This is a genomic window from Planococcus sp. A6 (assembly GCF_028823615.1).
In the GTDB taxonomy this organism is placed as follows: Bacteria; Bacillota; Bacilli; order Bacillales_A; family Planococcaceae; genus Planococcus.
This window is the reverse complement of sequence record NZ_JAPEHT010000046.1, coordinates 1-24,547: the sequence shown is the minus strand read 5'-3', so window position 1 is coordinate 24,547 and position 24,547 is coordinate 1. Positions and strand designations below refer to the sequence as shown.

The window sequence follows — 24,547 nt, the reverse complement described above, 5'->3', positions numbered from 1 at the left end:
GGAAACCGAAAGCCGGTTTCCGGATGATATGTTTTATTGCTTGTTCTCTTTATTCGCGAATTGTTGGAGGACTTGTTGAGCAATCTCGCCATAAATCTTTCCGGTTGGGTGATCTTCTGCGTAAACAGATGGAGCGAAATCATTTTCATCCCAGTCCGGTTGGCCAAGCGGAATCTGTCCGAGCAATGGCGCTTGTAATTCTTCTGCAAGCTTTGCCCCGCCGCCTTTTCCGAAGATGTATTCTTTTTTGCCGGATCCTTGGCTTTCAAACCAAGACATGTTCTCGACAACGCCCAATACTTCGTGATTGGTTTGCAAAGCCATCGCTCCTGCACGTGCCGCTACAAATGCTGCGGTTGGATGCGGTGTTGTGACGACAATTTCTTTGGAAGCAGGAAGCATTTGGTGGATATCGAGTGCGACATCCCCTGTACCTGGTGGCAAGTCCAATAGTAGGTAATCAAGATCTCCCCACTCCACATCGCGGAAGAATTGATCCAAGACTTTCCCGAGCATTGGGCCACGCCATACGACAGGCATATTGTCTTCAACGAAGAAGCCCATCGAAATCACTTTGACGCCGAAGCGCTCGACGGGAATGATCGTATCGCCCCGGACAACCGGCGCTTTATCGATGCCCATCATGTCCGGCACACTGAAGCCGTAGATATCTGCGTCAACGAGCCCGACTTTTTTGCCTGCACGCGCAAGCGCGATCGCCAAGTTGACAGAGACGGTCGATTTGCCGACGCCGCCTTTACCGCTGGCGATGGAAATGAATTCGACTTTGTTCAATGGAGACAAGAGATCCTGCGCTTCAGACTCGTTCGCGGTCCCGCGGAACTGCGCCAAGGCTTCGGGCGGCAATTCTTCGAAGCGGATGCCGACTGAATCAGCGCCGACTCCCTTGATGGCGTCGACCACTTTCATCTGAAGCTGCATTTGTTCCGGTGTATTCGTTTTGGCGATCGCCAGTTTGACACTGACGTATTTTTTCTCTTCTTTGATTTTCACCGACAAGATGCCGTTTGTTTCCGATAGGGTTCTATGTAAAAACGGATCTTCTAGAGCTCCGACTGCTTCTCGCACTTGTGTTTCACTTAACATTCCACTACACTCCTTATCACTTTTGCTACAGTCCAGTATAACATAGTGAAAGCGTTTTTAAATCCATTCCGGCTTTTCACCACTGGTACCTTCCAGACGGCTACTCTCTCGGCCCCAAGTCTAGCATATCCTGGGAATCGAACTTGAAATCCGAACCATACGCGACTTCCCAGTGGTAGCCGTCTGGGTCTTGGAAATAACCCGAATACCCTCCCCAAAAGACGTCAACTGGCTGTTTCACGATTACCGCTCCCGCTTTTTTCGCCAATTCCATGACTTGGTCCACTTCATCACGGGATTTGGCATTATAGGCCAAGGTGACCCCCGAGAATCCACTTTTCACTGGTGGATGTTCTGCGTCGATGTCTTTTGCCAATGCCTCTAAAGGGTATAGCTCCAATTTCGTACCTGAAGTATTGAAGAAAATGATGTCCGGTCTATCGCTCGTTTCATCCGTTTGGAAGCCCAGTTCATCTCGGTAAAACTTCACAGACCTTTCCATGTCTTGAACGCCCAGGCAGATCAAATTAATACGGTTCATTCCATCCACTCCTTTTCGGTTTGCTATAAAGTTCGCCAACACACAAAAAAGCACCTTCCCAAAAGCCGGAAAGTGCTGTTGCAAAATGAACGGGCGGCTGAAACTGCACATATGCAAATCCAAGATTGCCGCTCCCTGCGCCATATAACTGCCCTATTCGACCGGGATGTAAATATCGGTCTTGCTGGTTCCTTTGAATCCTTTCGGCGGCTCGGTGACATACAATTCAAATGGAACTGCATCCCTAAGCGTATAGCCGCCTTGTTGGAGGCATTCGTCTGAATAAGCATATTGCCAAGCTTGTTCGTATTCCCCAAGGCTCAGTTCATAGTGCAGGACGGCATATTTCCCTTCCATCTTCATTGCACTGATCTTGCCTTCTTCCGCCAGCACTGTATTTGGAGGCACAGTCATGGCGATGCTCGTGCGCAGCTTGGATGCGTCGGTGATAAAGGGGTTGTCGTGGTAGATCGTCAGGACTTTCGTGAACCCCTCTTTTATCAATGCGTACTTCTCAGCATAGGCAAGGAGTTCATTGAACATCTTGCGGCTGTTTTTCCTGAACTGGGCGTACGTTCCCCTAAAACGTACATAGATGACTTCCGCTTCATACTGTTCCACGGTAATGATGGGCTTTTCCACAATATCATCTCCTTTCACACCAGTGTAGCGAAAAAAGCTTACGACGACTTGTCGTTTCTTGCTGTTCTGAATGCCGATGGAGACATTCCCATATGTTTCTTGACTGCTTTGCTATAGGTGCTTGCATCGTTATAGCCATAGCGGAAAGCGAGTTCGGTGATGCTCAGGTCTGGCCTGGCCTGGCCATAAGAAGCATGCCAGACCGCTCCATTTTTATTCGTGTGATGAACTGTTTGACGGTTTCTTCGTTATATTTGCTGAACAGGCGATGGAAGTGGTATTTGGACATATTGGCGTTACGTGCTAAATCATCCAGTGAAATGCTTTCGCTGAGATTTTGCTCGATATAGTCTTCGGATTTGTTCATCAGCCGGATATATTCATCCATTTTGCACCTCCGCTTTTTTTCATCATTATAACGCAAAGGGCTTTCCCATAGGCCGCCTTGAGAACCCCCCATAAAAATCGGCAATAAAAAAAGCACCAGCAAGATGCTGGTGCTTTCGATAAATCTATTAACGTTTTGAGAACTGAGGTGCGCGACGTGCCGCTTTAAGACCGTATTTTTTACGTTCTTTCATACGTGGGTCACGTGTTAGGAATCCAGCAGATTTAAGAGCTCCGCGGAATTCTGGATCTACTGTAAGTAGAGCGCGTGCGATTCCGTGACGGATTGCGCCGGCTTGTCCAGTGAACCCGCCCCCTTTTACGTTTACCAATACATCGTAGCTACCAAGAGTTTCAGTAGTTACTAGTGGTTGTTTGATGATTTGCTCAAGCGTTTCGTATGGAACGTAGTCAGATACGTCACGGTTGTTGATTGTGATCGTACCATCTCCTGGTACCAAACGTACGCGAGCTGTTGAGTTTTTACGGCGACCTGTACCGATATATTGAACTTGTGCCAAAGGTGTATCCTCCTCTTATTTACTGATTATTATCCGCGAAGCGTGTAAGCTTCAGGTTGTTGTGCTTGGTGGTTGTGCTCTGGTCCAGCGTATACATGCAATTTCTTGAATGTTTGGCGGCCCAAAGAGTTCTTTGGAAGCATGCCTTTGATCGCTAGTTCAAGCATTTTTGTAGGGTATTTCGTGCGCATTTCAAGTGCTGTGCGCTGCTTAAGTCCGCCTGTGTATTGCGTGTGGCGGTAGTAGATTTTGTCGGTAAGTTTTTTACCAGTCAAGTGGATTTTGTCAGCATTGATGATGATGACGTGATCGCCAGTGTCGACGTTCGGTGTGAATGTTGGTTTGTATTTCCCGCGCAAGATTGAAGCGACTTCAGAAGCCAAACGTCCAAGAGTTTGCCCTTCTGCATCGACAACCAACCATTTACGCTCTACTTCGTGACCTTTAGCCATGAATGTTGTACGCATGTATATTGTCCTCCTAATGAATCGTCTCTTTTTTTTAGAATTCAGTTCCAAGTGTTCCATGTTGGTTCCGTTGTTCCGTGTTTTCCTTATCCCTTAACACAAATAACCTTCCGGGGCATATCGTGGGGGTAATGAAAATACCATACATCATCATATAACGGATTACGCTTTAAGTCAAGGATATTTAGAAAAACACCAGGAAAAGTTGCTTCGCCTTCAGTAATGCACTTTTTCCAAGTATAAACCGTGTGCTGCTGCGGTTTTGCCGGCAGCGTCGCGGTCACAAGCAGCAATGATGTCAGCCAGTTCTTCCGGTTCTCTCCTATTTAATCCGACTTCGAGCAAAGTGCCTGCAATAATGCGCACCATATTATAGAGAAAACCGGATCCTTCGATGACCATATGCAATTCTTCACCATGCTCTTCGAAATCAATCCTCCAAATCGTTCTCACTTTATCGACGACATTGGTGTTTGCCGCACAAAAACTTGAAAAATCATGCGTGCCGATAAATGCTTGGGCCGCTTTTTCCATGCGCCCAACATCGATTTGCTGCGGCACATGGACGAGGTGGTTGCGGCTGAACGGGTTGATGAGTTTGCTGCGGTTCCACTTATACCTGTAAATTTTCCCTTTTGCATGGTAGCGGGCATGGAAATCCGCATCTGCTTGTTCGATATCATAGACCTGGATGTCTTGCGGCAGGCGGACATTGAGCGCGCGTACCCAGGAATCTGTGGGCATGGAAAACGGCGTATCGAAGTGAATCACTTGCCCGGTCGCGTGTACACCGGAATCTGTCCTGCCGCTCGCCACCACTTCGACCGGCTCGCCTTTATGCAATTCTTTCAACGCGCGCAATAACTCCAGTTGAACGGTGCGGGTTTTCAGCTGGATTTGGTAGCCTGCAAACCCGCTGCCGTCATAGGCAAGTGTCGCTTTCATTCGTTTCATGAGGTCTCTCCTTTTAATGCAGCTTTCATAAAAAACTACCATCTCTGCTAATTAACTCCGGAAGTACCAAAGCAATCCGGCAAACCCAACGAGCAGCAACAAGCTCAGCGTATCCATAAAGCGCCAGTTAAGCTGGCGGTAGCGTGTACGTCCTTCTCCTCCGCGGTAGCCTCTCACTTCCATGGCAGTCGCTAAATCTTCTGCCCGTTTAAAGGCACTGACAAACAACGGAATCAACAGCGGCACAACGGCTTTGATTCGTTCTTTAATAGGGCCAGAGCCAATATCTGAGCCGCGTGCCATTTGCGCTTTTAGGATCTTTCCGGTTTCATCCATCAAGGTCGGGATGAACCGCAGTGAAATGGACATCATCAACGCCAGTTCATGGACCGGTAGTTTGAGGCGCTTGAATGGCCCAAGCAATACTTCTATGCCATCCGTGATCGAAATCGGTGAAGTCGTTAATGTCAGGATACTGGTCATGAACACCAAGACCAGAAAACGGATCGAGATGAATATCCCTTGCCGCAGCCCCTCTTCATAGACATCTACAAAACCGACACTGAAAAGCAATGCCCCGCCTTCGGTAAAGAATAAATGCAGGAAAAACGTAAAGGCCATTAAGATGAAGACAGGTTTCAAGCCGTTAATTAAGAAATACAGCCGGATTTTCGATAAAAACACAGAAAGTAATGTAAATCCGAGCAAAATCGCATACGTAATAGCATTATTCGCGATAAAAACGATCGCAATAAACAAAAAGACGAACAGGATTTTGGCTCTTGGGTCCAGCCGGTGGACGACCGAATCCCCCGGGATAAAGCGTCCGAAAATCATTTTTTCCATCATCTCAGCTCACGCCCTTCCTTGAGCGCTTGCGCAATAGACTGCGCCAACGCCTCTTCAGTCAGCGCTAGCTCATCAAGCGTTAAGCCGGTTTTCTCTTCAAACTCCCGCTGCATGCGCACGGTGCGCGGCGGCTCCAACCGGTAATCGCCAAGCTGTTCTTCATTGGCGAAGACTTCGCGCACATCACCTGTCGCAACGCATTTGCCGCTATGCATGATGGCCACTGTATCCGCATAACGCGCCGCATCTTCCATGCTATGTGTGACAAGCACAGTCGTTAAGCCTTTCTCTTGATGCAGGCGATAAAACAAATCCATGATTTCCCGGCGTCCGCGCGGGTCGAGTCCTGCCGTTGGTTCATCGAGCACCAAGACATCCGGCTCCATTGCCAGAACACCTGCTATGGCGACGCGGCGCATCTGCCCGCCCGATAAGTCAAAAGGTGACTTCTCCAGCACATCTTCCGGAAGCCCAAGCTGTTCGACCAAGGCGATGGCTCGTCTACGAGCTTCCTCTTCTGGCACACCGAAGTTCAGCGGGCCGAACATGATGTCTTTCAGGACCGTTTCATCAAATAGCTGCTGTTCGGGAAACTGGAAGACGATGCCGACTTTTTTCCGCACGTCCCGCAAGTTTTTCGCTTTTGTCCCTGCTTCGATTTTCCGCTCGCCGATCAGCACACTGCCTTCTGTCGGCTGCAATAAAGCATTTAAATGCTGCAATACGGTCGATTTCCCGGAACCCGTATGCCCGATGATCGCTGTGTAAGAGCCTGAAGGTATGTGCAGCGTGACATCCGTCAGCGCCCGTTTTTCAAAAGGGGTATCTTTCGCGTAGCTATATCCTACTTGCTTGAGTAATATGTCCATAATTCCTCCACCAGCTCATGTTCTGTCATAGATTCACCGGTCATCGGCACGCCGGCTTGTTTCAGTAACCCGGCCATCCGCATCGCAAATGGCAGATCCAACCCCATCTCCGTCAACTCTTCGCCGGAAGAAAATACTTCATCGGGTGTACCTTCCATTTGTTTATGCCCGGCATTCATCACCAGCACACGGTCAGCGAGCGCGGCTTCCTCCAGGTCATGGGTAATCGACAACACAGTGAGACCCGTCGCTTCACGCAGCTCACGGATCGTCTCGATGACTTCCCGGCGGCCTTGCGGATCGAGCATCGATGTAGCTTCATCCAAAATGAGCAGGCGTGGACGCAAAGCCAGTGCCCCCGCAATTGCTACGCGCTGTTTTTGCCCACCAGATAGGTGATGCGGTTCATGGTCAAGATAATCCGCCATCTTCACTTGCTGCAAGGATTCACGGACACGCACGACCATTTCTTCGTGAGGGATGCCGTTGTTTTCGAGCGCGAACGCTACATCATCCTGCACCGTTGCCCCGACGAATTGGTTATCTGGATTCTGGAACACCATGCCCATCTGCGAGCGGATGTCCCACAAGCTTTCTTCAGACATTGTCAGTCCCATTGCTTTGACTGTTCCTTGCTGAGGGAACAATAGGCCGTTCATCAATTTGGCGATTGTCGACTTGCCCGAGCCGTTGTGTCCGACAAGCGCCACCCATTCGCCTTCGCCAATCGAGAACGATAGGTCCGAGACGGCCGGCTTGACCGACTCGTCTTCCGGTACGTATGTGAATGTCACTTGTTCAAATGACAAAATGGTTCCTTTCATGTGTTGAAGCCTCCTCTAAACTTTCTCTACTCTGCTCTTATGTGCTGTAAAACGGGAATTCTTTAGCCACGCTTAACTTACACTGCTCATATTCCCTTCTATGGAATATCAACACTGGAAATTAATTGATCTTTAAATAAAAAAAGCGCGCACCTCATTCAGAGTATGCGCTTTTCTGTCTCTATGGCTCCTGCGGGTGCTTAAGCCGCCGGTTGAATGAGGTGCGTAGAGCTAGACGAGACGCCGCCCGAAGGCTCGCTCATCATAACACTCAGCTTTTCATATTGTCGTATAAATCATGATGCTAAAAGAAGAGGGCTATGAACCCTCTTCAACTGATTAAACCAATTCAATAATTACGATTGGTGCGCCATCTCCGCGACGAGGCCCCATTTTCATGATGCGCGTGTAGCCGCCTTGACGGTCAGCGTAACGTGGTGCTACATCATCAAACAATTTTTGCAAAGCAAAGATTGTGTTTTCGTTGCCTTCTTCGTCAGTCGAAGTCACGAGTTCACGGCGAATGTATGCTGCAGCTTTACGGCGTGCGTGGATGTCTCCGCGCTTACCAAGCGTGATCATTTTTTCTACAGTTGAACGGACTTCTTTAGCACGGGCTTCAGTTGTCTGAATGCGCTCGTGAACGATTAGGTCAGTCGTAAGGTCACGCAAAAGCGCTTTACGTTGAGAACTTGTACGTTGAAGTTTTCTCATTGAAGTTTCCCTCCTTTGTTGAATAGTTCAGAAAGAATCGGGCAATCAGTCTTCTTTACGAAGGCCAAGACCTAGATCTTCCAACTTCACTTTTACTTCTTCAAGTGATTTGCGTCCGAGGTTGCGAACTTTCATCATGTCGTCTTCCGACTTGTTGGCCAATTCGTGGACAGTGTTAATGCCGGCACGTTTCAGGCAGTTGTAAGAACGAACAGAAAGATCAAGCTCTTCGATAGTCATCTCAAGCACTTTCTCTTTTTGGTCTTCTTCTTTTTCAACCATGATTTCAGCTGTTTGAGCCTCATCCGTCAATCCTACGAAGATGTTCAGATGTTCAGTGAAAATTTTCGCGCCAAGCGCAATTGCCTCTTTGGGACCGATGCTTCCATCTGTCCAGACATCGAGGGTTAATTTATCGAAATGAGCGAGTTGGCCCACACGGGTATTTTCCACTTGGAAATTGACGCGTGAAACTGGCGTGTAAATAGAGTCAATCGGGATAACGCCAATCGGAAGATCTTCACGTTTGTTCTGATCTGCACGGGCATACCCACGGCCGCGGTTAGCATACATGCGCATGCGCAAGTGGCCGTCTTTCGCGATTGTTGCAATATATAGATCCGGATTCAGAATTTCCACGTCACTATCGTGAGTGATATCTGCAGCCGTAACCGTTCCGTCACCTTTTACATCAATTTCAATGACTTTTTCTTCGTCAGAGTAAATTTTCAATGCGAGCTTCTTGATGTTCAAAATGATAGAGGCTACATCTTCTTCTACACCTTCGACAGTGGAGAATTCATGCAAAACGCCATCAATTTGGATCGAAGTAACAGCTGCGCCAGGTAAAGATGAAAGTAGGATTCGACGTAAGGAGTTACCTAAAGTGGTACCATATCCACGCTCAAGGGGTTCAACAACGAATTTGCCGTATTTGGCATTGCTGTCGATCTCAACCGTTTCAATTTTTGGTTTTTCTATTTCGAGCATTCAGTTTACCCTCCTTCAAAACGTCGGTATTTTCGTTGCATAAGAATTCGATAGTCACAGACTTTCGCTACGATTCAGAACACATTTAGTAAGTCGTGATGTTCAAAAATCCTACTCAGACCAACGATTATACGCGACGGCGTTTTGGCGGGCGGCAGCCGTTGTGAGGAACTGGAGTTACGTCTCTAATTGCAGTAACTTCCAATCCAGCAGCTTGAAGCGCACGGATAGCAGCTTCGCGACCTGAACCAGGACCTTTAACAGTTACTTCCAAAGTTTTCAAACCATGTTCCATGGAAGTTTTTGCAGCAGTTTCAGCAGCCATTTGGGCAGCGAATGGAGTGGATTTACGTGAACCACGGAATCCTAGAGCACCAGCCGAAGACCATGATACTGCGTTACCTTGCATATCAGTGATCGTAACAATTGTGTTATTGAATGTTGAGCGGATGTGAGCAATACCGGATTCGATATTCTTTTTCACACGACGCTTACGAGTTTGTTGTTTACGTGCCATGTTAAGAAACAACCTCCTTTACTGATTATTTTTTCTTGTTAGCTACAGTTTTACGAGGACCTTTACGCGTACGCGCGTTGTTCTTCGTATTTTGACCACGAACCGGAAGACCGCGACGGTGGCGGATACCACGGAAGCTAGCGATTTCCATCAAACGTTTGATGTTCATGGAAACTTCACGGCGAAGGTCACCTTCGATTTTGTACTGATCCAATTGTTCACGGATATTGTTCAACTCGTCTTCTGTAAGATCGCGAACGCGAGTCTCTTCAGAAACACCAGCACCAGAAAGAACTTTCTGAGCAGTCGTTTTCCCAACACCGTAGATATAAGTCAATGAAATTACAACGCGTTTGTCGCGCGGAATGTCAACACCAGAAATACGTGCCATGTGTGCGATGCACCTCCTTCTTTATTAACCTTGTCTTTGTTTGTGTTTCGGATTTTCACAGATTACCATTACTTTACCGTTTCTGCGAATAACTTTACATTTTTCGCAGATCGGCTTAACAGATGGTCTCACTTTCATCTAACCCAACCTCCTTAGTAGTCCGGAGTGCAAAAGATTATTTAAAACGGTATGTGATGCGACCGCGTGTTAAATCGTAAGGAGAAAGTTCTACTGTTACTTTATCTCCTGGCAGAATGCGGATGAAATGCATGCGAATCTTGCCTGATACGTGCGCAAGAATCGTATGGCCATTTTCAAGCTCCACTTTAAACATCGCGTTGGGCAAAGTCTCAATGACTGTTCCCTCGATTTCAATTACATCGTCTTTCGCCATCGACCCAGTCTCCCTTCTGTATACAAATCAGGTACTCATCTTCAAACAGTATTTGCTGATTGAATAATTCTTATCCATTCACCAGGAATTCATGAGTGACATTTGAAAGACCTTCTCCGGGTTCCTCTCCCCACTTATGACAGCGGAGTTCGGGGGTTCCGGTTGAGCCAGTCTGACCCACGTATCCTCGACTGCCCGGACTGCCTTGGATGAGTTCCAAACCCGTTACACAGATGCTTCCACGAAACCCATTATACTACCTCCGGTGCGGAATTGCACGGAGCAACGAGCCTCACCGGTTTCATATAATCAAGCCTTGTTTGCTTTTGCAGCTCTCGAAAATTCATATCTCCGGTGCTCCTTAAAGCCACATGGAGGCAACTAACTGCGCCCGGCGCCGGGACTTAACCTCGGTCGCCCTTTAGAAGAGCATCAATGTCAGCAAATACTTTATCAATGTCCTGCTGTCCATCTATATTGGTCAGCACGTTCTTGTCTTCATAGAAGTCGAGAAGCGGCTGAGTTTGTTGCATGTTAACTTCTAAACGCTTCGTGACGGTTTCAGGCTTGTCGTCTTCGCGTTGGTAGAGCTCTCCACCATCTTTATCGCACACGCCTGCAACAGCAGGAGGGTTGAAGACAGTATGGTAAGCAGTTCCACAAACTTTGCAAATCCAACGGCCTGTTAAACGTGCAATCAATTCGTCTTGTTCAACTTGGATGTTTACGACATGCTCGATTCGTTTGCCAAGATCAGCCAGAAGAGATTCCAGCGCCTCAGCTTGAGGGACTGTGCGTGGAAAGCCGTCCAATAGGAAGCCTTTCTCACAGTCCGGTTGGCTGAGTCGCTCTCGGACGATACCGATCGTCACTTCGTCAGGCACCAAGGCACCTTGATCCATGAACGACTTTGCTTCCAGGCCCAGTGCCGTGCCGCCTTTGATAGCTGCACGGAACATGTCGCCTGTCGAAATATGAGGGATGTCGTACTTCTTGACAATTTCGTCTGCTTGCGTGCCTTTGCCGGCACCTGGTAGACCCATCAACACAATGTTCATACGTTTTGCCCCCTCAGACAAGTGGATAAGGAACGTTTTCACGTTCCTCCCCATTGATTATTTCATAAAGCCTTTGTAATGACGTTTCACAAGTTGTGATTCCAATTGCTTCATCGTCTCGAGGGCTACCCCGACGACAATCAGCAAGCTCGTACCGCCAATCTGTGCAGATTGAGGCAAGTTTGCGATATTAATGAAGAAAATCGGCATGACCGCGATAACGGAAAGGAAGATAGCTCCCACAAACGTTAAGCGGTAAAGCACACTTGTTAAATAATCTTGCGTATTTTTACCCGGACGGATTCCCGGAATGTATGCACCTTGCTTTTTCAAGTTGTCCGCCACGTTTTCAGGATTAACCTGAATGAATGCATAGAAATACGTGAATGCAATGATCAAGGCGACATAAATGATCATGCCGACAGGACGCGTGTAATCAAACGTATTCTGGATTGCCTCCGTAAACGCGTTGGCACCAAAGAAAGAAGCGATAGTTTGCGGCGTAATGATGAACGCCACTGCAAAGATTACCGGGATAACTCCGGCCGCGTTTACTTTCAAAGGTAAATGCGTTTGCTGCCCATTCGAGCTCTGGCCACGGCCAGCGACACGTTTGGCATACTGGATCGGGATTTTACGCAACGCTTGTTGGACGTAAATGACCAATACAGTAATGGCAACAACTGCGAGTGCGAGCAATGCCATAATGGCAATATTGATCGGTAGCTGGTCGCCAGCCCCTTGGATCTGCTGCGCATAAAGTTGGTTAATTGCTCCTGGTACTGCAGCGACAATCCCTGCGAAGATGATAATCGAAATACCGTTCCCCACGCCTTTTGCCGTGATCTGCTCACCAAGCCACAATAGAAATGCTGTTCCTGCTGTCAGTACGATGGCGATTACTACATACGTCGCAATCGAGTCGTCTTGGATCAATGTACCTCCGTACATTTGATTGAAACCATAAGACATGCCGATCGCCTGGATAAACGCAAGAACGATTGTAAAGTAACGAGTGAATTGAGCAAGTTTCCGTCTTCCGACTTCGCCTTGTTTCGCCCACTCAGCAAATTTTGGCACAACATCCATTTGCAGAAGCTGCACGATGATCGATGCTGTGATATAAGGCATGATTCCCATCGCCAAAATCGAGAAGTTGGCAAGGGCGCCTCCACCGAAAGTATTCAAGAAGCCGATCAGACCCATCTGATCAGTAGCTTGGAGTACTGACGCATCAACATTCGGCACCGGAACGAATGTCCCGATACGGAAGATGATGAGCATTGCTAAAGTAAAGAAAATTTTATTTCGAATATCAGATACGCGCATAAGATTAGAGATTGTCTGAAACATTAAAGCACCTCGGTTTGACCGCCGGCAGCTTCAATAGCTTCTTTAGCTGATGCAGAGAATTTGTGGGCTTGTACAGACAATTTCTTGTCCAAGCTTCCGTTACCAAGGATCTTGATACCAGAACGCTCCTTGCTCACAACACCTGTTTCGATCAACAATGCAGGTGTAATTTCTGTGCCTTCTTCAAAACGGTTCAACACGTCAAGGTTTACAACAGTGTAGTCTTTACGGTTGATGTTCGTGAATCCACGCTTCGGCAAACGACGGAACAATGGGTTTTGACCACCCTCGAATCCTGGACGGACACCGCCGCCTGAACGGGCTTTTTGACCTTTGTGACCTTTACCGGCTGTTTTACCAGTACCTGAACCGATTCCGCGTCCGATACGCTTGCGTGAGCTGCGTGAACCTTCTGCTGGTTTTAATTCGTGAAGTTTCATGTGGTTGGCACCTCCTTCTATAGAAATCAGGGATTAAACTTCTTTAATAGTAACTAAGTGAGCGACTTTATCAAGCATTCCGCGAACTGCCGCGTTGTCTTGGTGCTCAACTGTTTGATGCATTTTGCGCAGGCCTAGTGACTGGACTGTTTTACGTTGTGTCGGTTTAGCACCGATCACTGACTTAGTGAGGGTAATTTCTAGTTTAGTAGCCATGTAATTTCCCTCCCTTATTGGAATAACTCTTCTGTAGTTTTGCCGCGAAGTTTTGCAACTTCATCAGCGCTCTTCAGTTGAGTCAAACCGTTGATAGTAGCACGGACCATGTTGATCGGTGTGTTAGAACCAAGAGATTTAGACAAGATGTCTTGTACTCCTGCAAGCTCTAGTACCGCACGAACAGGACCACCAGCAATAACACCAGTACCTGGTGAAGCAGGTTTGATAAGAATCGAGCCGGCACCGAAGCGCCCAGTTACTAGATGTGGAGTAGTACCTTTAACCATAGGTACTTCGATTAAGTTCTTCTTCGCATCTTCAATAGCTTTACGGATTGCTTCTGGAACTTCTTGTGCTTTCCCAGTACCAAAACCGACTTTACCATTTTTGTCGCCTACAACAACCAATGCGGAGAAACGGAAACGACGTCCACCTTTTACAACTTTCGCTACGCGGTTAATCGTAACTACGCGTTCTTCAAGTTCAAGTTTGTTTGGATCAATACGACGCATTATATGGGTCCCTCCTTCTTTTAGAATTCTAAGCCGTTTTCACGAGCAGATTCAGCCAAAGCTTTCACACGGCCGTGATATAGATAACCACCGCGGTCAAAAACAACTGATTTCAAGCCGTTTTCTACTGCGCGTTTTGCAATCGTTTCGCCGACTTGAGCAGCCGCTTCGACGTTGCCTTTTGTTTCAAGAGAAAAATCTTTATCTGCAGATGATGCGCTAGCAAGCGTTACGCCGTTTACATCGTCGATCAATTGAGCGTAGATGTATTTGTTTGAACGGAAAACGTTCAAGCGTGGACGTTCAGCTGTTCCCGTGATTTTAGAACGTACGCGAGCGTGACGTTTTTTACGGGATGCATTTTTATCGAGTTTCGTAATCACTGAGGTCACTCCTTTCAGCCTGCCTAAGCAGCATTATTTACCTGTTTTACCTTCTTTGCGGCGAACTTTTTCGTCTTCGTAACGGATCCCTTTGCCTTTATACGGCTCTGGCGGGCGAGTAGCACGGATGTTTGAAGCAAGTGCTCCGACCATCTCTTTGTTAATCCCTTTAACGACGACTTTCGTGTTGCCTTGTACTTCGATTTCGATTCCTTCTTCCGGAGTGAATTCCACCGGATGAGAGTATCCAACGTTCAAGACCAATTTCTTGCCTTGTAGCTGGGCACGGTAACCTACACCGACTAGTTCAAGTGAGCGGGAGAAGCCTTCAGATACTCCAGTAACCATGTTCGCGAGCAATGCACGGGTTGTGCCGTGGATTGTGCGGTGGTCTTTGGAATCTGATGGGCGTGACAATGTCAAAACATTATCTTCCTGCGTGATTGTGATATCTGAGTTAAACGAGCGAGTAAGCTCGCCTTTAGGCCCTTTTACAGTTACGTTATTGTCGTTTTCGACAGTAACGGTAACGTTAGCAGGAACCTCGATTGGTTTTTTACCTACACGTGACATTCTGTTGCACCTCCATTCGTTTGTTGCTTCTTACCAAACGTAAGCTATGATTTCGCCGCCGACTTTTTTCGCGCGGGCTTCTTTATCAGTTACCAAACCTTGTGATGTCGATACTAGAGCGATTCCAAGACCGTTTAGTACACGAGGCACCTCGTCAGTTTTAGCGTATACACGTAGTCCTGGTTTTGAAATGCGTTTCAAGCCAGTGATGACGCGTTCGTTGTTGGCACCGTATTTAAGGAAAATGCGGATCATGCCTTGTTTATCATCTTCAACATATTCTACGTCACGTACGAAACCTTCACGCTTCAGGATTTCAGCGATGTCTTTTTTCACGTTGGAAGCCGGAAGCTCCAATTTCTCGTGACGAACCATGTTTGCATTACGAATGCGTGTCAGCATATCTGCAATCGGATCTGTCATTGTCATTACATTTACCTCCTTCCCAATTTAGGGGATTACCAGCTGGCTTTTTTGACGCCAGGAATTTGTCCCACATATGCAAGTTCACGGAAACAAATACGGCAAAGTTTGAATTTGCGCAGTACTGAATGCGGACGTCCGCATCGTTCACAGCGAGTGTACTCTTGTACTTTATACTTTGGCGTGCGTTTTTGTTTAGCAATCATCGATTTTTTAGCCACGTTTACGCCTCCCTCATCTTTACTTTTGGAACGGCATACCGAATTGTGTCAATAACTCACGAGCTTCTTCATCAGAGTTCGCAGTTGTCACAATTACGATATCCATACCGCGTACTTTAGAAACTTTATCATAATCGATTTCAGGGAAGATCAATTGTTCTTTCACACCAAGTGTGTAGTTGCCGCGTCCGTCGAAAGATTTTTTCGATACGCCACGGAAGTCACGAACACGTGGAAGTGAGATAGCAATCAATTTATCCAGGAAGTCATACATACGCTCACCGCGTAGTGTAACTTTACATCCGATTGGCATGCCTTCACGAAGGCGGAAGCCAGCGATAGATTTCTTAGCTTTTGTGATGACCGGCTTTTGACCAGTGATCGTCTGTAATTCTTCAACAGCAGAATCAAGTGATTTTGTGTTTTGTACAGCTTCACCGACACCCATGTTGATAACGATCTTATCAACTTTTGGTGCCTGCATTACTGAGGAATATTCAAACTTGCTCACTAGAGCAGGTGTGATTTCGTTAGTATATTTTTCTTGTAGGCGGTTCATGTTTGTACCTCCCCTCATTCAGGAATTTTATTTATCTAATTTTTCACCGGATTTTTTTGCAACACGAACTTTTTTGCCGTCTTCCATTTTGTATCCTACGCGAGTCGGCTCGCCGGATTTAGGGTCAACTACCATCACGTTAGAAACGTGGATCGCAGCTTCTTGGCTGACAATTCCGCCTTGCGGGCTTGCCTGGTTCGGTTTTGTATGCTTTTTGACGATGTTAACACCTTCAACGAGCACACGGTCTTTCTTAGGTAGAGCAGTCAAAACAACTCCTGTTTTGCCTTTGTCTTTCCCAGAGATGACCTTAACTGTATCGCCTTTTTTTACATGCATTCTGTCGCACCTCCTTGGTATCGCACGTTGGATGTTTTATAGAACTTCAGGAGCAAGTGAAACGATCTTCATGAAGTTGTTGTCACGAAGTTCACGTGCAACTGGTCCGAAGATACGTGTTCCGCGTGGACCTTTATCGTCGCGGATAATCACACATGCATTTTCATCAAATTTGATGTAAGTACCGTCTTTACGGCGAGCTCCGCTTTTCGTGCGAACGATGACAGCCTTAACGACTTCACCTTTCTTAACAACGCCACCTGGTGTTGCTTTTTTCACGGTACAAACGATTACGTCACCGATGTTTGCTGTCTTGCGACCAGAACCACCAAGCACTTTAATCGTAAGTACTTCACGAGCACCCGAGTTGTCTGCAACTTTTAAACGACTTTCCTGTTGGATCACTTAGGTAACCTCCCTCCGGAACTTTTAGGATTCCGAACTTATTTAAATTAGATGATGACAGCTTTTTCGACGATTTCCACTAAACGGAAACGTTTTGTAGCTGATAGTGGACGAGTTTCCATGATGCGAACGATGTCGCCCATTTTCGCTTCGTTGTTCTCATCATGAGTCTTGAATTTCTTAGAGTATTTTACACGTTTGCCATAAAGCGCGTGCTTTTTTTGAGTTTCAACCATTACTGTAACGGTTTTGTCCATTTTGTCAGACACGACGCGGCCTGTGTATACTTTGCGTTGGTTACGCTCAGACATACTTGCAACCTCCTCTCGAATTATCAGTTGTTGCCACTGAGTTCTCTTTCATGAATCACAGTTTTCATACGGGCAATCGCTTTACGTACTTCGCGGATGCGAGCAGTGTTTTCTAATTGACCAGTAGCCAATTGGAAGCGAAGGTTGAAAAGCTCTTCTTTCAGTGATTTCACTTTTTGTTCGATTTCAGCAGTGGTTAGGTCACGGATTTCATTAGCTTTCATTCGATTCACCACCAATTTCTTCGCGTTTTACGAATTTCGTTTTCACTGGCAATTTGTGAGAGGCAAGACGCAATGCTTCGCGTGCAACTTCTTCAGATACTCCAGCGATTTCGAACATAATTTTACCAGTTTTTACTACCGCTACCCAGCCTTCAGGTGAACCTTTACCGGAACCCATCCGTACTTCAAGAGGCTTTTTCGTGTATGGCTTGTGAGGGAAAATCTTGATCCAGACTTTACCGCCACGTTTCATGTAACGTGTCATAGCGATACGGGCAGATTCGATTTGGCGGTTAGTGATCCATGAAGACTCAAGAGCCTGCAGGCCATATTCGCCGAATGCGACTTCTTTGCCGCCTTTCGCTTCTCCGCGCATCTTGCCACGGTGTTCACGACGATATTTTACGCGTTTTGGCAATAACATATTATTTGCCTCCTTCCTCAGAATTCTTCTTGGTTGGAAGGACTTCACCGCGGTAGATCCATACTTTTACGCCAAGCTTACCATAAGTAGTGTCTGCTTCAGCGTGCGCATAGTCGATGTCTGCGCGCAATGTATGGAGCGGAACAGTTCCTTCGCTATAGGACTCAGCACGGGCAATGTCAGCTCCGCCTAGACGTCCAGATACTTGAGTTTTGATCCCTTTAGCGCCTGCACGCATAGTACGTTGGATCGTTTGTTTTTGAGCACGGCGGAAAGATGCACGGTTTTCTAGCTGGCGTGCGATTCCTTCAGCGACCAATTTCGCATCAAGGTCAGCTCTTTTGATTTCTACGATGTTGATGTGGACACGCTTGCCAGTCATCGCGTTCAGTTGCGTACGAAGTACTTCTACTTCAGAGCCACCTTTACCGATTACCATACCTGGCTTAGCAGTGTGGATTGTAACGTTCACACGGTTTGCAGCGCGCTCGATTTCGATTTTCGAAACTGAAGCTTCTTTCAAACGTGTTTCGATGTATTCACGGATTTTCAAATCTTCGTGAAGGAGTGTCGCGTAGTCTTTTTCAGCGTACCATTTCGACTCCCAATCACGGATGATTCCGATTCGCATTCCAATTGGATGAATTTTTTGTCCCACGAATTATCCCTCCTTCTTCTCAGATACCACTAGTGTGATGTGGCTTGTGCGTTTGTTGATCGCGCTTGCGCGTCCCATTGCACGTGGACGGAAACGCTTCAAAGTCGGCCCTTCGTCAACGAATACTTCGCTGATGACAAGGTTCTCGATGTTCATTTCGTAATTGTGTTCAGCGTTAGCAGCTGCAGATTTCAACAACTTCTCAACAACAATGGATGCTGCTTTAGGAGTGTGGTTCAAAATTGCGACCGCTTCACCGATTTGCTTGCCTCGGATTAAATCTACTACTAAACGGACTTTACGAGGAGCAATACGTACTGTTCTAGCAACAGCTTTTGCTTGCATGGGGAAATCCTCCTCTCAATTAACGTCTTGTTTTCTTATCGTCTGCACCATGGCTTGCGTATTTGCGCGTTGGGGCAAATTCACCAAGTTTATGGCCTACCATATCTTCAGTCACGTATACAGGGATGTGTTTGTGGCCATCGTATACTGCAATTGTTAGCCCGATGAATGTCGGGAAAATTGTAGAACGGCGAGACCAAGTTTTGATCACTTGTTTTTTCTCAGATTCCTTTTGCGCTTCGACTTTCTTCATAAGATGATCGTCTACAAAAGGTCCTTTTTTCAAGCTGCGACCCATTTGGGATCCTCCCTTCGTGATTGCACCACGGTTCTTTCGACGAACCGCAGCGAAATCAAATTATTTTTTGCGGCGACGTACGATGAATTTATCGGATTGGTTCGTTTTCTTACGTGTTTTGTATCCAAGAGTTGGTTTGCCCCATGGAGACATTGGAGATTTACGTCCGATTGGCGAACGTCCTTCACCACCACCGTGTGGGTGATCGTTCGGGTTCATGACAGATCCGCGGACAGTTGGGCGATTGCCCTTCCAGCGGTTACGTCCTGCTTTACCGATGTTGATCAATTCGTGCTGTTCGTTTCCGACAGCGCCGATAGTTGCGCGGCAAGTTGCAAGGATCATGCGAACTTCGCCTGATTGCAAGCGAACTGTTACGTATTTTCCTTCTTTACCAAGCACCTGTGCTGAAGCTCCTGCAGAACGTACCAATTGGCCGCCTCCGCCTGGTTTCAACTCGATGTTGTGGATAGTAGAACCCATTGGGATGTTAAGCAACGGCAAAGCATTACCTGCTTTGATGTCTGCTTCTGGTCCTGACATGATTTGCGTATCAACCTGAACACCTTTAGGTGCAAGGATGTAACGTTTTTCTCCGTCAGCGTAATGGATAAGTGCGATGTTTGCAGAACGGTTCGGATCGTATTCGATCGTAGCAACGCGACCTGGAATGCCATCTTTGTTACGTTTAAAATCGATCACGCGGTATTGGCGCTTATGTCCGCCCCCGTGGTGGCGCACAGTGATTTTACCTTGGTTATTACGGCCGCCTTTACGCTTCGTCGGTTGCAAAAGCGACTTTTCAGGCTTGTTCGTTGTGATTTCAGCGAAATCTGAACTAGTCATGTTACGACGACCGTTAGTGGTAGGTTTGTATTTTCTAATCCCCACGTTGTTTCCCTCCTTCTTTGATTAGTTCTTGTTCAGAACTTATACAATTACATTTCGAATAGTTCGATGTCTTTTGAATCAGCAGTCAATTTCACGATCGCTTTGCGGCGTTTGTTCGTGTAGCCTGCGTGTTTGCCCATGCGTTTGAATTTGCCTTTGTAGTTCATGATGTTGACTTTCTCAACTTGAACGCCGAAGACTTCTTGAACTGCATGTTTAACTTGAGTTTTGTTAGCGCGAACGTCCACTTCAAAAGTGTACTTCTTCTCCGCCATTACCTCAGAAGAACGCTCGGTAATGACTGGACGCTTTAGAATGTCACGTGCTTCCATTAACCTAGCACCTCCTCGATTTTCTCTACGGCTCCTTTAGTCATGACAACTTTGTCATGGCCAAGCAAGTCCAATACGTTGATACCGTTTGCCGGTACAACTGTCATGCCTTTGATGTTGCGTGCAGATAGTGCCACGTTTTCATCAAGGTCAGCTGTTACGAATAATGCTTTCTTGCCGACAGACAAGTCAGTCACGAGTTTCGTGAATTCCTTAGTTTTCGGTGCATCGAAAGCCAATCCTTCAAGTACCATCAGGTTTTCGTTTGCTAGTGCCGAAGACAATGCAGAACGAAGAGCCAAGCGACGGACTTTTTTCGGAAGTTTGTAGCTGTAGCTGCGTGGTGTCGGGCCGAATACGACTCCGCCTCCGCGCCATTGTGGTGAACGGATCGAACCTTGACGAGCACGTCCAGTTCCTTTTTGCTTCCATGGCTTTCTTCCGCCACCGGCTACTTCAGAACGGTTTTTAACTTTATGGTTACCTTGGCGCAATGAAGCACGTTGTGCAACGACTGCATCAAAAAGTACAGATTCATTTGGTTCAATGCCGAAGACAAGATCGTTCAATTCGATATCGCCAACTTGTGAACCAGTTTGGTTTAGTAAAGCTACTTTAGGCATTCTTGTTTCCTCCTTCCCTTAAATGTGATTAGTTAGCTTTGATAGCCGACTTAACACGGATTAATGATTTACGTGCGCCAGGAACATTCCCTTTAATAAGAAGCAAGTTGCGCTCAGCATCCACTTTCACGATGTGAAGGTTTTGGATAGTGACCGTGTTGCCGCCCATTTGACCAGGCAATTTCTTCTGTTTGAATACGCGGTTCGGAGCAACAGGCCCCATTGAACCAGGACGACGGTGGTAGCGTGAACCGTGAGTCATTGGTCCGCGTGATTGTCCGTGGCGTTTAATAACACCTTGGAAACCTTTACCTTTCGTAGTTCCTGTTACATCTACTACATCGCCTTCTGCGAATACATCTACTTTGACTTCCTGACCAATCTCGTAATCAGCTAAGTTTACATTGCGAAGTTCGCGAATGAAGCGCTTAGGAGCAGTGTTTGCTTTCGCTACGTGGCCTTTCTCTGGTTTGTTCGAAAGCTTTTCGCGTTTGTCATCAAAACCAAGTTGTACCGATTCGTAGCCATCCACTTCAACTGTTTTTTTCTGAAGCACTACGTTTGGAGCAGCTTCGATTACAGTTACAGGGATCAAATCACCGTTCTCAGCAAAAACTTGCGTCATACCGATTTTTCTACCTAAGATTCCTTTGGTCATGTCGTCACACCTCCTGCAAAATTTTATGTTTTTTATTTTCGTTTACCAATTATAGTTTGATTTCAATATCAACGCCGGATGGTAGATCCAGTTTCATTAGCGCGTCAACAGTCTGTGGTGTCGGGTTAACGATATCGATCAGACGTTTGTGTGTGCGCATTTCGAATTGTTCGCGAGCATCTTTATATTTGTGGACAGCTCGCAAGATTGTGTAGATTGACTTTTCCGTCGGCAACGGTATCGGACCCGATACACTAGCACCTGAACGTTTAGCAGTTTCAACAATCTTCTCAGCAGACTGATCCAAGATTCTGTGATCATATGCTTTCAAACGGATACGAATTTTTTGTTTTGCCATTATTTTCCCTCCCTTTTCGCCTATTTTTGGGATAGACTTCTCCACGAAAATTTTCCTCACACTCGCCATGGCAAAGCGGCCGGGTGTGTCGGTAACCTCTCGCTTCTTCGCAGTCAAAGACCAACATTCACCATTATACAAAATAAAAAAGAATTCCGCAAGACTTTGCACGAAATTCTTTTTCATTCGCTTTTACTAGTATAGCAGGATTCTTTTCAGTTTCAACCGATACGGTAATAGTCGAAATCTTTCGGACTCATCCCAAGAACATGACCGCAATCCAGCCGAATAACACGAGCGGGATATTGTAATGGATGAACGTTGGGACGACCGTATCCCAGATGTGATTGTGCTGGCCATCGACGTTCAAGCCAGCAGTCGGCCCAAGCGTCGAATCAGAAGCTGGCGACCCGGCATCGCCTAGTGCGCCGGCTGTCCCGATCAATGCGATGATCGCCATCGTCGAGAAACCAAACTCGACACTTAGCGGAACAAAGATCGCTGCGATGATCGGGATCGTCGAGAACGACGAACCGATGCCCATCGTGACGAATAGTCCGACGATCAACATGGCAAGTGCCGCTAGTCCTTTGTTGTCGCCGAAGATGCTAGCGGCATTTTCAACGAGCGAGTCGATGGCACCGGTCGCTTGGATGACCGAAGCGAATCCGTTCGCCGAGATCATGACAAAACCGATGAAGGCCATCATGCGCATACCTGCCGTCAAAACATCGTCCGCTTCTTTCCATTTCATTGCACCGAAGACGTAGAGGATCAGGATACCGGCGAGTGCGCCGATGATCATCGAGTCGCTTTGGATCTGCGCGAAGAGTGCTGCGATCAAGGCGATGACCGTCACGATGATGTCTTTAATGGAAGCGGTCCGTTTTGGAGTTTCTTCTATAGTAGTAGCTGCTTCCACAGTTCGGTAATCACGCGGCTTGCGATAAGAAATGAAAACTGCGACGACTAAGCCGAGGAATAGGCCAGCGACCGGCAGCGCCATCGCTTTCGGGATATCCGCCATATCTATCGGCATACCCGCCAGTTCCATCTGCGTGGCGAGAATCTCATGGAAGATCAATCCGAAGCCGTACGGCAATAAAATATACGGCGCCGTCAGCCCGAAGGTCAGCACCGAGGCGATGAGCCGGCGATCGATGCGTAATTCATTCAAGATGTGCAGAATCGGCGGCACAAGTAGCGGAATGAAAGCTATGTGGATCGGAATCAGGTTTTGCGAGAAAATGGCCATTGCAAACAGCGCAAAGATAATGAGCGCTTTCGCCAAGTTCTCACGCGTCGCCTCCCCTTCTTTATTGACCAGTTTCAACACGCCCGCAACGAGCAATTCCGGTATACCGGTGCGCGAAATAGCGACGGCGAATCCGCCGAGCATGGCGTAGCTCAATGCGATGGTCGCCCCCGCACCGAGACCGTCTGTATAGGAAGTCAAAGTTTCAGTGAAGCTAAGCCCTCCGCTGAGCCCTCCAGCCAATGCGCCGATCAATAAGGCAAAGACGACGTTGACACGAAGCAAGCTCAATATGAGCATCACTAAAACGGCGATAATAACTGCATTCATTGTTCATTTCTCCTTTAGTTTGCTAAAGCGTTAAAGTCCTTTACTAAAGTAACAAATCTCTACAATGATGTCAATACAGCAAAAAGTCCGCTCCCTGCCCAAGGGCAAAGAGCGGCGGTGCTTTATTGGGCTTGCTGTATTTTTTCTTCGTATGCCTGGATATAGGAATCGTATTGAATCGTCAAGGCGATTTCATCCCAGCCGTTCAACAGCATTTCTTTCCAGTACGGATCGATGTCGAAAGAATAGCTGGCGCCATCTTCTGCCGTCACTGTTTGGTGTTTCAAGTCGACATCAAGACGGTACGGCGCCTGTTTGCCTTTTTCCAGCAGAGCAGCCACTTCCGCTTCTTCAAGGCGGATCGGCAGGATGCCGTTCTTCACACAGTTATTATAGAAGATATCCGCATAACTCGGCGAAATGACGACACGGAATCCGTAGTCCAGGATGGCCCACGGCGCGTGTTCACGGGACGAGCCGCAGCCGAAGTTTTCCTGCGCCACAAGGATCTCGGAGTTTTGAAAGCGCGGGTCGTTCAAGACAAATTCTTGATTGGGTGTGCCGTCTGAATGAAAGCGCCAATGATAGAACAAATACTTCCCGAACCCTGTGCGCTCGATGCGCTTGAGGAATTCCTTTGAAATGATTTGGTCGGTATCGACGTTTTTGCGGTCAAGCGGCGTCAAGACGCTCGAAATTTCATTGATAGGTTTCAAATTCAGTTCCTCCTTCCGTTATGCCGAGGGCACAGGTTCTTTCATATAATTGCGGACATCCGTCAAATGCCCTTCGATCGCAGCAGCTGCCGCCATCACAGGTGACACCAAATGCGTCATGGAGCCTGCACCTTGGCGCCCTTCAAAATTGCGGTTCGAAGTGGATGCGCAGCGCTCGCCTGACGGTACAGCATCCTCATTCATTGCCAGGCACATGCTGCAGCCTGTCTCGCGCCATTCAAAGCCTGCCTGTAAGAACACTTGGTCAAGCCCTTCCGCTTCGGCTGCGCGCTTGACAGTTTCAGAGCCCGGTACGACAATCGCCGTGACCGATGGATGCACCGTTCTGCCTTTGACGATTTCACTCGCTGCCCGCAAATCGCTCAGGCGGGCATTCGTGCATGAGCCGATAAAGACATGCTGGATCGCGATGGATGACAACGGAGCGCCTTCTTCCAATTGCATATAAGTA

At 47.3% G+C, this 24,547-nt stretch carries 43 protein-coding genes; all 43 read right to left on the bottom strand.

The features are described from left to right. Positions 1-33: 33 nt before the first annotated feature. Complete coding sequence (locus ON064_RS08785) at positions 34-1,107, bottom strand: Mrp/NBP35 family ATP-binding protein (protein WP_274624441.1); 1,074 nt, start codon at positions 1,105-1,107, stop codon at positions 34-36. Between the two features lie 100 nt (positions 1,108-1,207). Next, complete coding sequence (locus ON064_RS08780) at positions 1,208-1,648, bottom strand: VOC family protein (protein ID WP_274624440.1); 441 nt, start codon at positions 1,646-1,648, stop codon at positions 1,208-1,210. 153 nt (positions 1,649-1,801) lie between these two features. Continuing rightward, complete coding sequence (locus ON064_RS08775; RefSeq protein WP_274624439.1) at positions 1,802-2,290, bottom strand: AraC family transcriptional regulator; 489 nt, start codon at positions 2,288-2,290, stop codon at positions 1,802-1,804. Between the two features lie 38 nt (positions 2,291-2,328). Further along, positions 2,329-2,451, bottom strand: coding sequence for a helix-turn-helix domain-containing protein (locus ON064_RS18460; protein ID WP_407951602.1), 123 nt, complete (start codon positions 2,449-2,451; stop codon positions 2,329-2,331). Positions 2,452-2,453: 2 nt separating this feature from the next. Continuing rightward, positions 2,454-2,678, bottom strand: a complete 225-nt coding sequence (locus ON064_RS08770; protein ID WP_274624438.1) for an AraC family transcriptional regulator — start codon at positions 2,676-2,678, stop codon at positions 2,454-2,456. Positions 2,679-2,805: 127 nt separating this feature from the next. Continuing rightward, on the bottom strand, positions 2,806-3,198 hold the full coding sequence (gene rpsI / locus ON064_RS08765; RefSeq protein ID WP_058382135.1) for a 30S ribosomal protein S9: 393 nt from the start codon (positions 3,196-3,198) through the stop codon (positions 2,806-2,808). Positions 3,199-3,227: 29 nt separating this feature from the next. Then, complete coding sequence (gene rplM / locus ON064_RS08760) at positions 3,228-3,665, bottom strand: 50S ribosomal protein L13 (protein ID WP_058382136.1); 438 nt, start codon at positions 3,663-3,665, stop codon at positions 3,228-3,230. 216 nt (positions 3,666-3,881) lie between these two features. Beyond that, the gene (truA, locus tag ON064_RS08755) at positions 3,882-4,619 is read right to left on the bottom strand and encodes a tRNA pseudouridine(38-40) synthase TruA (protein WP_274624437.1); all 738 of its coding nucleotides are present in this window, start codon (positions 4,617-4,619) and stop codon (positions 3,882-3,884) included. Between the two features lie 51 nt (positions 4,620-4,670). After that, positions 4,671-5,468, bottom strand: coding sequence for an energy-coupling factor transporter transmembrane component T family protein (locus ON064_RS08750; protein ID WP_274624436.1), 798 nt, complete (start codon positions 5,466-5,468; stop codon positions 4,671-4,673). Further along, complete coding sequence (locus ON064_RS08745; RefSeq protein ID WP_274624435.1) at positions 5,465-6,337, bottom strand: energy-coupling factor ABC transporter ATP-binding protein; 873 nt, start codon at positions 6,335-6,337, stop codon at positions 5,465-5,467. The genes ON064_RS08750 and ON064_RS08745 overlap by 4 nt, the downstream gene beginning before the upstream one ends. Beyond that, a complete protein-coding gene (locus ON064_RS08740) occupies positions 6,313-7,161 on the bottom strand; it encodes an energy-coupling factor ABC transporter ATP-binding protein (RefSeq protein ID WP_274624434.1) in 849 nt (282 codons plus the stop codon). The genes ON064_RS08745 and ON064_RS08740 overlap by 25 nt, the downstream gene beginning before the upstream one ends. A gap of 339 nt (positions 7,162-7,500) precedes the next feature. Continuing rightward, complete coding sequence (gene rplQ, locus ON064_RS08735) at positions 7,501-7,875, bottom strand: 50S ribosomal protein L17 (RefSeq protein WP_058382141.1); 375 nt, start codon at positions 7,873-7,875, stop codon at positions 7,501-7,503. A 45-nt stretch (positions 7,876-7,920) separates the two neighbouring features. Continuing rightward, the gene (locus ON064_RS08730; protein WP_058382142.1) at positions 7,921-8,865 is read right to left on the bottom strand and encodes a DNA-directed RNA polymerase subunit alpha; all 945 of its coding nucleotides are present in this window, start codon (positions 8,863-8,865) and stop codon (positions 7,921-7,923) included. Positions 8,866-8,992: 127 nt separating this feature from the next. Then, positions 8,993-9,382, bottom strand: a complete 390-nt coding sequence (gene rpsK, locus ON064_RS08725; protein WP_058382143.1) for a 30S ribosomal protein S11 — start codon at positions 9,380-9,382, stop codon at positions 8,993-8,995. 25 nt (positions 9,383-9,407) lie between these two features. After that, a complete protein-coding gene (gene rpsM, locus ON064_RS08720) occupies positions 9,408-9,773 on the bottom strand; it encodes a 30S ribosomal protein S13 (protein WP_058382144.1) in 366 nt (121 codons plus the stop codon). 24 nt (positions 9,774-9,797) lie between these two features. Beyond that, the gene (gene rpmJ, locus ON064_RS08715; protein ID WP_006828951.1) at positions 9,798-9,911 is read right to left on the bottom strand and encodes a 50S ribosomal protein L36; all 114 of its coding nucleotides are present in this window, start codon (positions 9,909-9,911) and stop codon (positions 9,798-9,800) included. Between the two features lie 37 nt (positions 9,912-9,948). Beyond that, positions 9,949-10,167: a translation initiation factor IF-1 gene (gene infA, locus ON064_RS08710; protein WP_050613653.1), complete on the bottom strand. Its 219-nt coding sequence runs from the start codon at positions 10,165-10,167 to the stop codon at positions 9,949-9,951. A 404-nt stretch (positions 10,168-10,571) separates the two neighbouring features. After that, positions 10,572-11,225: an adenylate kinase gene (locus ON064_RS08705; protein ID WP_121301297.1), complete on the bottom strand. Its 654-nt coding sequence runs from the start codon at positions 11,223-11,225 to the stop codon at positions 10,572-10,574. 57 nt (positions 11,226-11,282) lie between these two features. After that, a complete protein-coding gene (secY, locus tag ON064_RS08700) occupies positions 11,283-12,578 on the bottom strand; it encodes a preprotein translocase subunit SecY (protein WP_274624433.1) in 1,296 nt (431 codons plus the stop codon). Beyond that, positions 12,578-13,018, bottom strand: a complete 441-nt coding sequence (gene rplO / locus ON064_RS08695; RefSeq protein WP_058382147.1) for a 50S ribosomal protein L15 — start codon at positions 13,016-13,018, stop codon at positions 12,578-12,580. The genes secY and rplO overlap by 1 nt, the downstream gene beginning before the upstream one ends. Before the next feature lie 33 nt (positions 13,019-13,051). Next, positions 13,052-13,234: a 50S ribosomal protein L30 gene (rpmD, locus tag ON064_RS08690; protein ID WP_068459713.1), complete on the bottom strand. Its 183-nt coding sequence runs from the start codon at positions 13,232-13,234 to the stop codon at positions 13,052-13,054. A 14-nt stretch (positions 13,235-13,248) separates the two neighbouring features. Next, on the bottom strand, positions 13,249-13,749 hold the full coding sequence (rpsE, locus tag ON064_RS08685; RefSeq protein WP_058382149.1) for a 30S ribosomal protein S5: 501 nt from the start codon (positions 13,747-13,749) through the stop codon (positions 13,249-13,251). A 20-nt stretch (positions 13,750-13,769) separates the two neighbouring features. Beyond that, positions 13,770-14,132 (bottom strand): 50S ribosomal protein L18, encoded by a 363-nt coding sequence (gene rplR, locus ON064_RS08680; RefSeq protein WP_058382150.1) that lies wholly within the window; start codon positions 14,130-14,132, stop codon positions 13,770-13,772. A gap of 33 nt (positions 14,133-14,165) precedes the next feature. Beyond that, the gene (gene rplF / locus ON064_RS08675; RefSeq protein ID WP_121301296.1) at positions 14,166-14,705 is read right to left on the bottom strand and encodes a 50S ribosomal protein L6; all 540 of its coding nucleotides are present in this window, start codon (positions 14,703-14,705) and stop codon (positions 14,166-14,168) included. A gap of 30 nt (positions 14,706-14,735) precedes the next feature. Further along, positions 14,736-15,134 (bottom strand): 30S ribosomal protein S8, encoded by a 399-nt coding sequence (gene rpsH / locus ON064_RS08670; protein ID WP_058382152.1) that lies wholly within the window; start codon positions 15,132-15,134, stop codon positions 14,736-14,738. Positions 15,135-15,163: 29 nt separating this feature from the next. Next, entirely contained in the window at positions 15,164-15,349 is a 186-nt protein-coding gene (locus tag ON064_RS08665; protein WP_068489164.1) for a type Z 30S ribosomal protein S14, read from the bottom strand. A 19-nt stretch (positions 15,350-15,368) separates the two neighbouring features. After that, a complete protein-coding gene (gene rplE / locus ON064_RS08660) occupies positions 15,369-15,908 on the bottom strand; it encodes a 50S ribosomal protein L5 (protein WP_068459707.1) in 540 nt (179 codons plus the stop codon). 27 nt (positions 15,909-15,935) lie between these two features. After that, on the bottom strand, positions 15,936-16,247 hold the full coding sequence (rplX, locus tag ON064_RS08655) for a 50S ribosomal protein L24 (protein WP_058382154.1): 312 nt from the start codon (positions 16,245-16,247) through the stop codon (positions 15,936-15,938). A 36-nt stretch (positions 16,248-16,283) separates the two neighbouring features. Then, a complete protein-coding gene (rplN, locus tag ON064_RS08650) occupies positions 16,284-16,652 on the bottom strand; it encodes a 50S ribosomal protein L14 (RefSeq protein WP_033542790.1) in 369 nt (122 codons plus the stop codon). Between the two features lie 47 nt (positions 16,653-16,699). Further along, a complete protein-coding gene (rpsQ, locus tag ON064_RS08645) occupies positions 16,700-16,963 on the bottom strand; it encodes a 30S ribosomal protein S17 (protein WP_121301295.1) in 264 nt (87 codons plus the stop codon). A 23-nt stretch (positions 16,964-16,986) separates the two neighbouring features. Further along, on the bottom strand, positions 16,987-17,187 hold the full coding sequence (rpmC, locus tag ON064_RS08640) for a 50S ribosomal protein L29 (protein ID WP_058382156.1): 201 nt from the start codon (positions 17,185-17,187) through the stop codon (positions 16,987-16,989). Further along, entirely contained in the window at positions 17,177-17,611 is a 435-nt protein-coding gene (gene rplP / locus ON064_RS08635) for a 50S ribosomal protein L16 (RefSeq protein WP_058382157.1), read from the bottom strand. The genes rpmC and rplP overlap by 11 nt, the downstream gene beginning before the upstream one ends. Before the next feature lies 1 nt (position 17,612). Further along, the gene (gene rpsC / locus ON064_RS08630) at positions 17,613-18,269 is read right to left on the bottom strand and encodes a 30S ribosomal protein S3 (protein WP_068871364.1); all 657 of its coding nucleotides are present in this window, start codon (positions 18,267-18,269) and stop codon (positions 17,613-17,615) included. 3 nt (positions 18,270-18,272) lie between these two features. Then, positions 18,273-18,614, bottom strand: coding sequence for a 50S ribosomal protein L22 (gene rplV, locus ON064_RS08625; protein ID WP_058382159.1), 342 nt, complete (start codon positions 18,612-18,614; stop codon positions 18,273-18,275). A 19-nt stretch (positions 18,615-18,633) separates the two neighbouring features. Then, complete coding sequence (gene rpsS, locus ON064_RS08620) at positions 18,634-18,912, bottom strand: 30S ribosomal protein S19 (protein ID WP_058382160.1); 279 nt, start codon at positions 18,910-18,912, stop codon at positions 18,634-18,636. A gap of 60 nt (positions 18,913-18,972) precedes the next feature. Further along, entirely contained in the window at positions 18,973-19,803 is an 831-nt protein-coding gene (rplB, locus tag ON064_RS08615) for a 50S ribosomal protein L2 (RefSeq protein ID WP_211652857.1), read from the bottom strand. A 47-nt stretch (positions 19,804-19,850) separates the two neighbouring features. Further along, positions 19,851-20,135: a 50S ribosomal protein L23 gene (gene rplW, locus ON064_RS08610; protein WP_058382162.1), complete on the bottom strand. Its 285-nt coding sequence runs from the start codon at positions 20,133-20,135 to the stop codon at positions 19,851-19,853. Continuing rightward, positions 20,135-20,758: a 50S ribosomal protein L4 gene (gene rplD / locus ON064_RS08605; protein WP_068459697.1), complete on the bottom strand. Its 624-nt coding sequence runs from the start codon at positions 20,756-20,758 to the stop codon at positions 20,135-20,137. Before rplD ends, rplW begins: the two co-directional genes overlap by 1 nt. A 28-nt stretch (positions 20,759-20,786) precedes the next feature. Next, positions 20,787-21,416, bottom strand: a complete 630-nt coding sequence (gene rplC, locus ON064_RS08600; protein ID WP_058382164.1) for a 50S ribosomal protein L3 — start codon at positions 21,414-21,416, stop codon at positions 20,787-20,789. Between the two features lie 49 nt (positions 21,417-21,465). Beyond that, on the bottom strand, positions 21,466-21,774 hold the full coding sequence (gene rpsJ, locus ON064_RS08595; RefSeq protein WP_058383733.1) for a 30S ribosomal protein S10: 309 nt from the start codon (positions 21,772-21,774) through the stop codon (positions 21,466-21,468). Between the two features lie 256 nt (positions 21,775-22,030). After that, positions 22,031-23,359, bottom strand: coding sequence for a Na+/H+ antiporter family protein (locus tag ON064_RS08590; RefSeq protein WP_274624432.1), 1,329 nt, complete (start codon positions 23,357-23,359; stop codon positions 22,031-22,033). Positions 23,360-23,481: 122 nt separating this feature from the next. Further along, positions 23,482-24,075: a 3-isopropylmalate dehydratase small subunit gene (leuD, locus tag ON064_RS08585; protein ID WP_274624431.1), complete on the bottom strand. Its 594-nt coding sequence runs from the start codon at positions 24,073-24,075 to the stop codon at positions 23,482-23,484. Between the two features lie 18 nt (positions 24,076-24,093). Further along, a partial coding sequence (locus ON064_RS08580) for an aconitase family protein (protein ID WP_274624430.1) occupies positions 24,094-24,547 on the bottom strand: 454 nt, incomplete at its 5' end.